The following is an 11,978-nucleotide window of genomic DNA, read 5'->3' as shown; positions in this document are numbered from 1 at the left end:
CACGCGGGCTGCGTAACATAATGCATTCTATTGATATCAGGCACGATATTCATGACTAAACCGGCATTTCTCATCACTATTGATACCGAAGGCGACAATCTGTGGCAAAACCACGATCGTATTTCGACGGAAAATACCCGTTTTCTCCCGCGTTTCCAGGCGCTGTGCGAACGATACGCCTTTAAGCCGGTTTATCTGACCAACTATGAAATGGCGGTAGACCCACAGTACGTCGAATTCGCGCGCGATGTGATAGCGCGCAGCGCGGGTGAGGTAGGCATGCATCTGCATGCCTGGAACAGCCCGCCGTTGACGCCACTGACCGATGACGACTGGCGCCACAAGCCATATCTGATTGAGTATCCAGTCGACCAGATCCGCGCCAAGGTGGATCACATGACCCAGTTGCTGGAAGACACCTTTCAAACCAAAATGCTTAGCCACCGCGCCGGTCGCTGGGCGTTCAATGAATATTATGCCGGTCTATTGCTGGAATACGGCTATCAGGTCGATTGTTCCGTTACGCCGCGGGTTAACTGGCAATTTTCTCCTGGCAGTCCGCACGGCAACGGCGGTACCGATTACCGCCATTTCCCGACGCATGCCTATTTTATCGATCCGCAGAATATTGCCCGTCCGGGTCAGTCGCGTCTGCTGGAAGTTCCGATGAGCATTCAGTACAAGCATTCAGAGCTGATGAACGCGCTGAAGCAGGGGTACGATCGCCTGCGCGGCAAACGGCGTTCGCCTTCGGTGCATTGGCTGCGCCCAACCGGTAACAACCTGGATAACATGCAGCGGGTTGCCGAACAGTCGCTGGCCGAGGGGCATGACTACGTTGAGTTTATGCTGCATTCGTCCGAGTTTATGCCCGGTGGCAGCCCGACGTTTAAAACCGAGCAGGATATCGAGGCGCTGTACCGCGATTTAGAACAATTATTTGCCTGGCTGCACTCACGAACGACGGGTATGACGCTGGCCGAGTACTATCAACGTAAAGTGAATTGAAATGTCGAAGAAATGGAAAATAAAGTTCGCGGACTGGTTTTTACGGCGATACGTCGCAAAACGTGGGCGTTTTCAGGATAAGGCCACTTTCGATCCCGGCATGCAGTTTGCCAATATCGTGATTTATTCCACCACGGCGCTTGGCGATTTTATGTTTAACACGCCGGCAATCCGCGCGGTGCGTGAACGTTATCCCGACGCGCATATCACGCTGGTGGTGCATAAAAAAAATCAGGAGCTGGTGGAAAACGGCCGCTACTTTAACCGCGTGGTGTATTGGGACAGTAAATTTAAAAGCATGGGGCCGTTGCTGAAATCGTTGCGCCAATTTGAACCCGATTTGGCATTGATTCTGCATTCCCATCAGCCTTATGACGTTATCAGTGCGGTATTGGCCGGCGCCAAATACATTATTCGCGATAATTACCGTAACGGTATTTGCGGCCTGGAGCCGTGGTTGACCAACTATGTGTTTGACTATTACGGGCACTTTATTCGTCGTAAGCTGGAGCTGATTTCCATTCTGGGGTGCCGCACTGACGATCCGAGCATGGAAGTTCCGGCGCCGTTTCCCGCAGGGGAGAAAGACCCCGCGTTGTGCACCATCGGTTTTCAACTGGGCGCTTCAACGCAATCGCGCTGCTGGCCGGTGTCGCATTTTGCCAGCCTGGCAGATCAACTGGTGGCGCAGCATGACAACGTGCGCATTGTGTTGATCGGTGCGCCGTTTGATGAGGGCAAAGCGCAGCAATTCTTGCAGCTGGTGCAAGACAGAACCCGCGAACGGGTGGATAACCGTATCGGCAAAACCGGTTTGCGACAACTGCTGACGTTGCTGGGCAGTTTCGAACTGTTGGTCACCGGCGATACCGGGCCGCTGCACTTGGCGGTGGCGCTGAAGGTAAAAACCGTCAGCCTGTTTGTAACCGCCGATCCGCGAACCACAGGGCCGATTCAGGATCTTGAACTGCACCGGATTGTTCACGCCTCGCGTTCCGGCTATACCCTGCCATTGGAGGCTGAAGGCCCAATGGGCGTCATTCAGCCGCAGCGGGTATATCAGGAGGTGGCGGCGCATGCGAACTTACTGCCCGCACACCGCGAAGCGGGCAGCGATAGCGCCTGATATCGGCGTTACTTTTGCTGACGGCGCAGTTTCGACAGCAGCGTGTCGATTTGCGGATAACGCATCTGGCACATTTTCTTGCGGGGCACTGCGGTGCCCCGGCACACGTCGGCTGCACGCCGAAAATCTTCCAGCAGTGCCGGCGGATAGTAGTAATAGCCGTACACTGATTTGGACATATTCTTTATTTCACTGAAGCAGTTGGCAATCATTAACGCCGCCAGCGGGCGTATTTGCGCTTCATTTTCATGCTGCAATGCGAAGCAGACCATTTTGTTCATCGCGAAGCGCAGGTCTTCAATGTCCTTGGCCGTGTTATTGCGAGTAATGCCCTGGCTGTTGTCCCGATAAAAATAGAGTACCTGATTCAGGTGCGCGATCTTTTGCGTTTTGAAATACAGGAACGGGGTAAAAATGACGTCTTCGTAGCGGCGGCCGGTGGCAAAGGACTCTCCCGCCAATAGGCTGCGTTTGTAGACCCGGTTCCACAGGTGCCACATCGAGCGGGAAAATAACGGCGCCAGGCATGCCAGTTGGCTATTTTCAATCGGGTAGGGATAAAGTTCGACGGTGTCATCGATGGAATCATCCGGCACCGCTGCCGAAAACTTCTGGTAATTGAAATCGATCAGATCGTATTCGTCACCCAGCAGTATCGGGCGCAGCAGGTGCAGGTAGTGGCGGCTGAGGATATCATCGCCATCAAGAAAAGTGACGTAGCGACCATGGGTATTGGCCAACCCGACGTTTCTGGCATGTGCAATCCCGCCGTTAGGCTGGCTAATCAGCGTTACGTTGGCTGGCTGATACTCATCCAGCAATTGCCGTACCAGGCGCGCAGAATCATCCGTTGAACCGTCATCAATGATCACCGCTTCGATATCATCGGTCATCTGACTGAACAGCGAGCGTAAGCTCTCCACCACAAAGTCGGCATTGTTGTAAAACGGCACAATGAAACTGAGTAAATAGGCGGGTTGGCTCATTGTCGAAGATCCTGTGAATCAGGCGTTTTTTTCATTGATATGACGCTGGCAATAATCGCCAGGCAGAACATGACGGTACCTTCGGTACTGAAGAAAATAACGTCGGTAAGGCCAAAGGCAATAAGGCTCAGCATGACGGTAAACAGCAAGACGTTGTTATATATTCTTAATGCAGCAAAAATGTAGGTTAAATAAAACGTCAGCAGTAGTACGGCACCCACAATACCTTTCAACGAATAGGCTTCGATAAGCTCGTTATGCAAATGCACGGTCAGGTAAGGCATGACCCCCATAAGTTCGGGTTCCTGTTTGACCATGGCGGTTATCTCTTTGGCTCGCTGCTCGGCCGACTGACCCAGCAGGGCCTGATTGCCGGCATGGATGCCGGTGCGCTGCATCGATAGGCGTGACATGATGGAATTGTCTTTCTGTGGATCGTTGATCGACGCCATATCCTGATGGAAGTCGTGAATGCGTTGTTCTATTTGCGATTTGAAGATCATCGCGCTCAACAGCAGCAGCAACGGGAACGCCAAGGCGATGGTCATTTTCTGTCGACGCGAGAAAAACTCGCGCGAAGTGAAGACGAAAACAGCCACCATCACTGGGAATACCAGCATCGCAGCCCGCGTGCCGGTCAGGCCGATCACCGAGAAACTGACGATAAACGCCAACAGGAACAGCATCAACCGATAGCGTGTTTTCAGCAGCAATACCGCATGCAGCATGACGAGATTAATGGCGGTGATGATATAGGCAACAATGGTGGCGCGATCGAAGTTAAGCTGTACGCGCGGATAATGCAGCCACAGCCCCTGATAGATTGCGTAAGCGTTGACCGCCAGGCCGCCGCCAATGGCAACGATGATATAGCTTTTTTGAAAATCCAGGCGTTCATTCAGCGCGATAAGCAAGATAAATGCGGTGGCCAGCTGTAATTTGCCGGTAGAGAAATAACTGCGGTAAATATTTACATAATCGTCCGGCTGTTTATTGAGTGGAGCCCAGATCATGCTGGCGGCTCCCAACAGGCACAGTGATAAGAATAGCGTCAGGGCGATTTTGTTTTTTGTATAAAACCTGAAGTTAAAGCACAGGGCAATAAAAGAGATGTAGCTAGAAATATAAAAAATGTTTCGCCCTGTCTCAACGCCAAAAGGAATGGTGCAAAAAGCGATCGCGCAGCCCAAAAAGATCAGGTAGCTAAAAGCAGGATGTGGATGTTTCTCACTTGGCATGGATCGGGTTCCGGCTTACTTTATATTTTAGGGTTAAAACGATTCGAGCGAACGGTCGAATTCGGTCTTGAAGACCGAATAATCAAAATGTTCGGCAGTAAATTGGCGGGCATTGGCGCTCATGCTGCGATAGGTCGCAGGCTGCAGCATTTTTTCCACCGCGTCGGCGCAATCGAGGTGCGACACCAGTTTGGGCGTCACCAGGCTATCCTGTATCGGGTCATAGACCTGATGCGGAAAATCGACCTTGAGGCCGGTGAGCTGTTGATGCTCTTCAATGGTGACCGATGGCGTCAGGCCGATACCGCATACGCCGTCTTTGACGGCTTCCGGCTGGCCGTCAACCAGGGGGAATATCACCGGCACGCCAAAATACAGCGATTCCATGCAGGATAAGCCAAAGGGCTCGGTTATCGGCGTGCTGATATAGATATGGGTACGGTTGAAGAAATCCGCCACGTTGTCCTGAAAGCCGCTGAACCGAACGCGATCGCCCAGTTGCAGACGCTGGGCCAGCGCTTCGAATGCCGGCTGGTCAGGGCCTTTGCCGGCAATTTCCAGCGTCACGTCGTGCCCACGGCGCAGCAGTTCTTGCATCATCAACAAGGACACGCTGATCCCCTTTAGCGTGACCAGGCGGGAGGCGGTGCCGATCCGCACCGGCGTCGCCAGCATTTTGGGTTCGCTGTCGATCCCGGCAGGCGTCTTGATGCGATTGATCACCACCGGATTGGGGCAAGGCAGGTTAAAGCGCATTTCCATCACGCGTTTTGAGGCATAAGAGGCTGAAATAACCCCATCAAGCATCGCGAAGAAGCCCAGCGTTTTGCGGTTTTTGGCATAACGCCACGAACAGCCATGATCGTAATAAATCAGCTTGCCGCGCTTGGGTTTCGCCGCCAGGCCCGGGATCAGGTCCCAGACGATCACCACATCGGCATCGGCGCGCTCAATTTTCCATTTCAATAGGTATTTGCGCAGAAACTGCGGGCAGCGCAGAGAAAAGGCGTTGCACAGGCGATTGGCAAACGTCACTTTCTGCTGCGGCATCTTTTTGCGGATCTCTTCACCCACCTCGCTGCTGATGCAGATGACCTGGTTGCTGCCGTCGGTGGTATCGTTGAGATACTGCAAAAACAGGCGTTCTACGCCGCCCATTTTTTCCAGGTTGATGATGTGCAATTTCTTCATCACATATCCTTTTGTAATGCTGCCCAAACCGATTCGGCGCTGATGGTAGCCATGGTTTTATCCACTGATACCAGCGACCGTTGGTGTTGCCCATAGCCGCCAATCAATCCTGGGTCGGTAGGGCCGAACAGCGTAATGTTCGGGCGATCGAGCGCGGCGGTCAGATGGCTGAGCCCGGTATCGACCGACACCACGCCTTGTGCAGCGGCCAGCACTTCGGCTATCTGTTGCAGACTGAGCTTTGGCAGCACCTCAACGTGCGGGAAACCGTCTGCCAGCCTCTGCGCACGCTGATGTTCATGCTCCGCCCCCCACGGCAGCTTGATGCCGAGCCCGGTCGGCTCGACCAGCGCAATCAGTTCGCGCCAGTTTGCTTCCGGCCAGTGTTTCTCATCGCGGGTGGTGGCGTGCAGAAACACCAGATATTGCCCGGCATCCGCTGGCGGGCAGCCAAGGAAACGGGCGGCAATAGCATAATCGCCCTGGGTCGCCGGTTTTGGATAACCCAGACTCTTGGCGAACAGCTCACGGGTGCGTTCCACCGCATGTTGCTGCTTGTCTATGTCATGGCGATAGTTGTAAAACCAGCTGGCGAAAGGTTCGCGCGCGCTTTTACAGTCTTGTCCATGCTTGCTGCCCTTGGCGATGCGTGTGATTAGCGCCGCGCTTTTCATCAGCCCCTGGGCATCAATGACCACGTCGTAGTCGCGCGCCTGCAGTTGACGTTTGAAATCACAGCGCTGCTGTCGGGTTTCGCTACCGAACCAGTTTTTGCGCCAACGGCGGATAGCCACCGGGATAACGCGATCGACCGCCGGGTGCCAGCTTGGGATCTGGCTGAAGTTCTCTTCCACCACCCAGTCGAAACGGATACCGGGGATGGCATTCATGGCATCGGTCAATGCCGGCAACGTATGAAGCACGTCCCCCATGGAAGAGGTCTTAACGATCAGCACCTGCATGATTACTCCTCGCTGGCGGCAAGCAACGGCGTCAGCGCGTCCAACACCTGCTGTGGCTGGATGTCGATCAGGCTTTGATGATAACCCTGGTCGGCATCGCCTTTGCGTACTTTGTGATAACCGCTGATAAGGCGGATGACTCGAGCCTTGTCCGATAGCGGCGGGGTAAAGTCGGGGCTGCTTGGGCCGTACAAGGCTATCAGAGGTTTGTTCAACGCCGCCGCAACGTGCATCAATCCGGAATCGTTGCTGACCACCGCCCGACAAGAGGCAATCAGAATCACCGCCTGTTCCAACTGGGTTTCACCGGCCAGATTGACGCAGTAATCACGCGCTTCTTCGACCAGTGCCGCACGGATTTGTTCACCGGCTTCATGGTCTTTGGCGGAACCGAACAGGGCGATTTGATAACCCTGATCGATCAGCTTCTGCGCCAGCTGCGCATAGTGATAGTGCGGCCAGCGTTTGGCGGGGCCGAATTCGGCGCCAGGGCAAAAGCCGATGGTCGGCCGCTGGTCAGTAAGGTTGAAGGCTGAGGCGGTTTCGGCGATCTCTTCGTCGCTGACCTGCAATTGCGGCCACAGCAATGGCTGCGGCAGATCTTCCGCGCGCCGAATCTGCTGTTTGTCATAGGCCAGCGCAACATAGCGTTGCACCATTAACGGGAAGGCGGTTTTATCCAGCACGCGGATATCGTTCAGCAGACCATAACGCATTTCGCCGCGCCAACCGGTACGCTGCGGCACGTTGGCGAAAAACGGTACCAGGGCCGATTTGAACGAGTTCGGCAGCACATAGGCGCGATCGTAGCCATTGGCGCGTAGCTCGCGGCCGAGACGCCGCCGTTCGCCGATCGCCAGCGCCCCGTGGCCAAGCGGCATCGACAGCGCCTGGTTGACCTCAGGCATGCGCGCCAGCAATGGACGGCACCAGGCTGGCGCCATCACATCGATCTCTGCTGACGGGTACTCGGCCTTCAGGGTGCGGTAGAGACTTTGCGACATCATCATATCGCCAACCCAGGAAGGGCCGATAACCAGTATTTTCATACCGTGCAGATTTCCTTCAGCTTAAGCGGTACGGTTTAACCAGGCCATGTACTCTTTGACGCCTTCGGCGACGGTTTTGAATGGCGCATCATAACCTGCTTCGCGCAGCTTGGTCAGATCGGCCTGGGTATAAGCCTGGTAACGGCCTTTCAGTTTTTCAGGGAATTCGATGTATTCCACTGCGCCTTGCTGATGGTATTCCACCACCGCATCGGCTACCGCCTGGAAGGTTTCCGCACGGCCGGTACCGCAGTTGAAGATGCCTGACACGCCGCTCTTCCAGAACCACAGGTTGACTGCCGCCACGTCGCCAACATAAATGAAGTCGCGCTTGAAGTTTTCACTGCCGGAGAACAGTTTCGGGTTTTCACCGCGGGAGATCTGGCCGTTCAGATGGAACGCCACGCTGGCCATGCTGCCTTTGTGCCCTTCACGTGGGCCGTAGACGTTAAAGTAACGGAAACCGCAGATTTGCGAATCCGCCTGCGGCAGGATTTCACGCACATACTGGTCAAACAGGAATTTGGAGTAACCGTAAACGTTCAGCGGTTGTTCGTATTGACGCTCTTCGATGAAGTTTTCGCTGCGGCCGCCGTAGGTGGCGGCGGATGAGGCGTACAGGAACGGGATCTCGCGATCCAGGCAATAGTGCAGTAGATCTTTGGAGTACTGATAGTTGTTATCCATCATGTACTTGCCGTCCCACTCGGTGGTGGCGGAGCAGGCACCTTCATGGAATACCGCGTCGATGTTGCCGAGATCGTCGCCGGCCATGATACTGGCGATAAAATCTTCCTTATCGATATAGTCGGCGATATCCAAATCGACCAGATTGACGAACTTGGTGCCATCTTTCAGGTTGTCTACCACAAGAATGTCGCGATATCCGTTATCATTCAATGCTTTAATGATATTGCTGCCGATCATGCCGGCGCCGCCAGTGACGATAATCATTGGGCTTACCCCTGTCATTCTGCCTGGTGGTGCACAATGCCCCACGCTATATGTTGGCTATAATAGCATTTCGTGCCGCGGCAAACATCGGATGGGCTCTTATTCTCTTGCCGAGCCGGGCGTGACGCTACATCGCCGTGATATCTGCTGCAATTTTCATATTCTCTCCTGCCTATTGTCGTCAGTTAGGCAACAAATCAGTAAAATATGCCGGAAATAAGCCCATCCTGGAGATAACCGAATGTCCGCGTCTTTTTATCAGCAGTTGGAACAACAGCTTGCCACTACCCGCGCTGAAGGGTTGTTCAAAGAAGAACGCATTATTACGTCTGCGCAACAGGCCGATATCGCCGTGGCGGACGGGAGCCACGTCATCAATTTTTGCGCCAATAACTATCTTGGCCTGGCGAATCACCCGGCGATGATTGAGGCCGCGAAAGCGGGCATGGACAGCCACGGTTTTGGTATGGCATCGGTGCGTTTTATTTGCGGCACCCAGGACAGCCACAAACAGCTGGAGCAAAAGCTGGCTGACTTCCTCGGCATGGAAGACGCCATCCTCTACTCTTCCTGCTTTGACGCCAACGGCGGCCTGTTCGAAACGCTGCTCGGCCCGGAAGACGCCATCATTTCCGATGCGTTGAACCACGCGTCGATCATCGACGGTGTGCGCCTGTGCAAGGCTAAACGCTACCGTTACGCCAACAACCATATGGGCGAGCTGGCAGCGCAGTTGAAACAGGCCAGGGCCGATGGTGCACGACATATTCTGATTGCTACCGATGGCGTATTTTCGATGGATGGAGTGATCGCCAACCTGAAAGGCGTATGCGACCTGGCCGATGAATATCAGGCACTGGTGATGGTCGACGATTCGCACGCCGTGGGGTTCGTTGGCGCACACGGGCGCGGTACGCATGAATATTGTGACGTGATGGGCCGTGTCGACATTATCACCGGTACGCTGGGTAAGGCGCTGGGCGGGGCTTCCGGTGGTTACACCGCCGCCAGGAAGGAAGTGGTGGAATGGCTGCGTCAGCGCTCGCGCCCGTATCTGTTCTCCAATTCACTGGCACCGGCGATCGTGGCGGCCTCGATCAAGGTGCTGGAACTGCTGGAGCAGGGTGATGCGCTGCGCGATCGCTTGTGGTCCAACGCCCGTCTGTTCCGTGAAAAAATGACCGCTGCCGGCTTTGAGCTGGCCGGGGCCGATCACGCCATTATCCCGGTGATGCTGGGGGAAGCGAAACTGGCGCAGGAATTCGCCAATGCGTTGCTCAAGGAAGGCATTTACGTAACAGGTTTCTTCTATCCGGTGGTGCCGAAAGGCCAGGCGCGTATCCGCACCCAAATGTCTGCCGACCACTCGCCGGAACAAATTGAGCGCGCCGTTGAGGCGTTTACTCGTATCGGTAAAGATCTTGGCGTTATTGCATAAGGTAAACCCATGAAAGCATTGTCAAAACTGAAAGCGGAAGCAGGAATTTGGATGACCGACGTGCCGCAGCCGGAGCTGGGCCACAACGATGTCATGATTAAAATTCGTAAAACCGCGATCTGCGGCACCGATGTGCATATTTATAACTGGGATGAGTGGTCCCAGAAGACCATCCCGGTACCGATGGTGGTTGGCCATGAGTATGTCGGTGAAGTGGTGGCGATTGGCCAGGAGGTCAAAGGCTTCACTATCGGCGATCGGGTTTCCGGCGAAGGCCATATTACCTGCGGGCATTGCCGCAACTGCCGCGGCGGTCGCACCCATCTGTGCCGCAACACCATTGGCGTCGGCGTTAACCGTCCTGGTTCCTTTGCCGAATATCTGGTGATTCCGGCCTTCAACGCCTTCAAAATCCCGGATAATATTCCTGACGAACTGGCGGCGATTTTCGACCCGTTCGGCAACGCCGTGCATACCGCGCTGTCGTTTGACCTGGTCGGCGAAGACGTGCTGGTGTCCGGCGCTGGCCCGATCGGCATCATGGCGGCTGCGGTTTGCAAGCATGTGGGCGCACGTCATGTGGTGATTACCGACGTCAATGAATACCGGCTGGATCTGGCGCGCAAAATGGGCGTCACCCGCGCGGTCAATGTCAGCAAGGAAAATCTCAGCGACGTGATGGCCGAGCTGGGTATGACCGAAGGTTTTGACGTAGGGCTGGAAATGTCCGGTGCGCCACCGGCGTTCCGTACGCTGCTCAATGCCATGAACCACGGCGGGCGTATCGCCATGCTCGGCATACCGCCGTCCGACATGTCGATAGACTGGAATCAGGTGATATTCAAGGGGCTGTTTATCAAAGGGATCTACGGTCGTGAAATGTTTGAAACCTGGTACAAGATGGCGGCGCTGATCCAGTCCGGACTGGATCTGACGCCAATCATCACCCACCGCTTCTCGATTGACGAGTTCCAGCAGGGCTTCGACGCCATGCGCTCCGGCCAGTCCGGGAAAGTGGTGTTAAGCTGGGATTAATCCCGGCGATTTGTCATCAGGGTCCGGCACGCCGGACCCTATGATTTCCGCTCCGGCGTTGCCACCCAGCGCTGCCACTGATTTTTGATGAACGTTACAGCCGGTGATTGCGCCAGGCTTTCGCCAATCACGTTCAACGCGGTGCCGGCGTTGGCTTTTTCCTGCGGCAGCTTCACCTTGCACTGTTTGATACCGCCCTTGAACGGGTTCTTCGACTGCGGATGCTGTGGCTTGGCCGGCGGCAGATAACCGCTACCGCCTGACTGTGGCGCATTGAGCAGCGAGCTTGGCCGCACCAGCACGATATCGGACGGCAGGTTGGCCAACATCTGCCGGAGTACCTTGACGGTCGCCGGGCGTGGGTGACCGATGGCGATGGCCGAACCGTTGCGCCGCGCAAGCTCTACCGCGCGGTTGAACTGATGGCGAATGTCGGCCTCGCTCGCGGTGTCGTCAAGAAATACCCGACGCTTGATAACCTTCACGCCGGTACCGGCGGCCGCGCGGGTCGCCTGGCTGTTGCCGATGGTCATGCTGTCGAGAAAATAGAGGTTATAGCTTTCCAACGCCTGCATCACTTTTTGCATCGCCGGCAGGCTGGAGGTCATGGCGCTGCCCATGTGGTTGTTCATGCCAACCGCATATGGCACGTTATTGACCGCATTGCGAATGATGCGCTGCACCTCGTCGCTGCTCATCGAGGGTTGCAGCGTGTCGCGTTCCAATGGCTGCTTGCTAAGCGGCGCCATCGGCATATGAATCAGCACTTCCCGGCCCTGGCTATGGGCGCGGGTCGCCATTAAATGCGCGTGTGGCGCATTGGGCAGCACCGCCACCGAAATGGCCAGCGGCATCTGCAGCACGGCGTTTTCTTCATGTGGGCGGTAGCCCACATCATCAATCACAATCGACAGTTTACCTGCCTGTGCAGCACTGGCCAGCAGCAGGGCGCCAATCAGTATGGCGCTTCGCGTTTTGATGTAATGCAAAT

Annotated in this window: 11 protein-coding genes; 4 read left to right on the top strand and 7 right to left on the bottom strand. The window is 55.2% G+C overall.

The genetic code is table 11. The features are described from left to right. Nucleotides 1–51 precede the first annotated feature (51 nt). Together NYE85_RS04320 and NYE85_RS04315 are read left to right on the top strand one after the other, a co-directional pair. The gene (locus tag NYE85_RS04320; RefSeq protein ID WP_259003180.1) at nt 52–1,008 is read left to right on the top strand and encodes a polysaccharide deacetylase family protein; all 957 of its coding nucleotides are present in this window, start codon (nt 52–54) and stop codon (nt 1,006–1,008) included. Nucleotide 1,009: 1 nt separating this feature from the next. Continuing rightward, nucleotides 1,010–2,134, top strand: coding sequence for a glycosyltransferase family 9 protein (locus NYE85_RS04315; RefSeq protein ID WP_259003179.1), 1,125 nt, complete (start codon nt 1,010–1,012; stop codon nt 2,132–2,134). Nucleotides 2,135–2,142: 8 nt separating this feature from the next. Here the strand turns inward: NYE85_RS04315 and NYE85_RS04310 are convergent, their stop codons facing one another. Genes NYE85_RS04310 through rfaD form a run of 6 tightly spaced genes read right to left on the bottom strand, consistent with a single transcriptional unit; the run spans nt 2,143 to nt 8,514 of the window. Continuing rightward, nucleotides 2,143–3,120: a glycosyltransferase gene (locus tag NYE85_RS04310; protein WP_259003178.1), complete on the bottom strand. Its 978-nt coding sequence runs from the start codon at nt 3,118–3,120 to the stop codon at nt 2,143–2,145. Then, nucleotides 3,117–4,358 (bottom strand): O-antigen ligase, encoded by a 1,242-nt coding sequence (locus tag NYE85_RS04305; RefSeq protein WP_259003177.1) that lies wholly within the window; start codon nt 4,356–4,358, stop codon nt 3,117–3,119. Before NYE85_RS04305 ends, NYE85_RS04310 begins: the two co-directional genes overlap by 4 nt. Before the next feature lie 33 nt (nt 4,359–4,391). Next, nucleotides 4,392–5,549, bottom strand: a complete 1,158-nt coding sequence (locus NYE85_RS04300) for a glycosyltransferase (RefSeq protein ID WP_259003175.1) — start codon at nt 5,547–5,549, stop codon at nt 4,392–4,394. Beyond that, entirely contained in the window at nt 5,549–6,511 is a 963-nt protein-coding gene (rfaC, locus tag NYE85_RS04295; protein ID WP_259003174.1) for a lipopolysaccharide heptosyltransferase RfaC, read from the bottom strand. Before rfaC ends, NYE85_RS04300 begins: the two co-directional genes overlap by 1 nt. Nucleotides 6,512–6,513: 2 nt before the next feature. Next, nucleotides 6,514–7,560: an ADP-heptose--LPS heptosyltransferase RfaF gene (gene rfaF / locus NYE85_RS04290; RefSeq protein WP_259003173.1), complete on the bottom strand. Its 1,047-nt coding sequence runs from the start codon at nt 7,558–7,560 to the stop codon at nt 6,514–6,516. Between the two features lie 21 nt (nt 7,561–7,581). Then, nucleotides 7,582–8,514, bottom strand: a complete 933-nt coding sequence (rfaD, locus tag NYE85_RS04285) for an ADP-glyceromanno-heptose 6-epimerase (protein WP_259003171.1) — start codon at nt 8,512–8,514, stop codon at nt 7,582–7,584. 241 nt (nt 8,515–8,755) lie between these two features. On the opposite strand from rfaD, the gene kbl reads away from it, so the two are divergent. Then, on the top strand, nt 8,756–9,952 hold the full coding sequence (gene kbl / locus NYE85_RS04280; protein ID WP_259003169.1) for a glycine C-acetyltransferase: 1,197 nt from the start codon (nt 8,756–8,758) through the stop codon (nt 9,950–9,952). 9 nt (nt 9,953–9,961) lie between these two features. Continuing rightward, entirely contained in the window at nt 9,962–10,987 is a 1,026-nt protein-coding gene (gene tdh, locus NYE85_RS04275) for an L-threonine 3-dehydrogenase (RefSeq protein ID WP_259003167.1), read from the top strand. A 38-nt stretch (nt 10,988–11,025) separates the two neighbouring features. Here tdh and NYE85_RS04270 read toward each other — a convergent pair whose 3' ends face one another. Next, a complete protein-coding gene (locus NYE85_RS04270; protein WP_259003165.1) occupies nt 11,026–11,976 on the bottom strand; it encodes a divergent polysaccharide deacetylase family protein in 951 nt (316 codons plus the stop codon). Nucleotides 11,977–11,978 lie beyond the last annotated feature (2 nt).

Origin of the sequence: Serratia sp. AKBS12 (assembly GCF_024793895.1) — a bacterium.
Lineage (GTDB): Bacteria > Pseudomonadota > Gammaproteobacteria > Enterobacterales > Enterobacteriaceae > Serratia_F.
This window is presented reverse-complemented; position numbering and strand designations above follow the sequence as displayed.

Excerpts from the sequence above, each read along its gene's own strand:
- NYE85_RS04315 (WP_259003179.1), top strand. The coding sequence starts at position 1,010 with ATGTCGAAGAAATGGAAAATAAAGTTCGCGGACTGGTTTTTACGGCGA.
- rfaF (WP_259003173.1), bottom strand. The coding sequence starts at position 7,560 with ATGAAAATACTGGTTATCGGCCCTTCCTGGGTTGGCGATATGATGATG.
- tdh (WP_259003167.1), top strand. The coding sequence starts at position 9,962 with ATGAAAGCATTGTCAAAACTGAAAGCGGAAGCAGGAATTTGGATGACC.
- NYE85_RS04305 (WP_259003177.1), bottom strand. The coding sequence starts at position 4,358 with ATGCCAAGTGAGAAACATCCACATCCTGCTTTTAGCTACCTGATCTTT.
- NYE85_RS04320 (WP_259003180.1), top strand. The coding sequence starts at position 52 with ATGACTAAACCGGCATTTCTCATCACTATTGATACCGAAGGCGACAAT.
- rfaC (WP_259003174.1), bottom strand. The coding sequence starts at position 6,511 with ATGCAGGTGCTGATCGTTAAGACCTCTTCCATGGGGGACGTGCTTCAT.
- rfaD (WP_259003171.1), bottom strand. The coding sequence starts at position 8,514 with ATGATTATCGTCACTGGCGGCGCCGGCATGATCGGCAGCAATATCATT.
- NYE85_RS04300 (WP_259003175.1), bottom strand. The coding sequence starts at position 5,549 with ATGAAGAAATTGCACATCATCAACCTGGAAAAAATGGGCGGCGTAGAA.
- kbl (WP_259003169.1), top strand. The coding sequence starts at position 8,756 with ATGTCCGCGTCTTTTTATCAGCAGTTGGAACAACAGCTTGCCACTACC.
- NYE85_RS04310 (WP_259003178.1), bottom strand. The coding sequence starts at position 3,120 with ATGAGCCAACCCGCCTATTTACTCAGTTTCATTGTGCCGTTTTACAAC.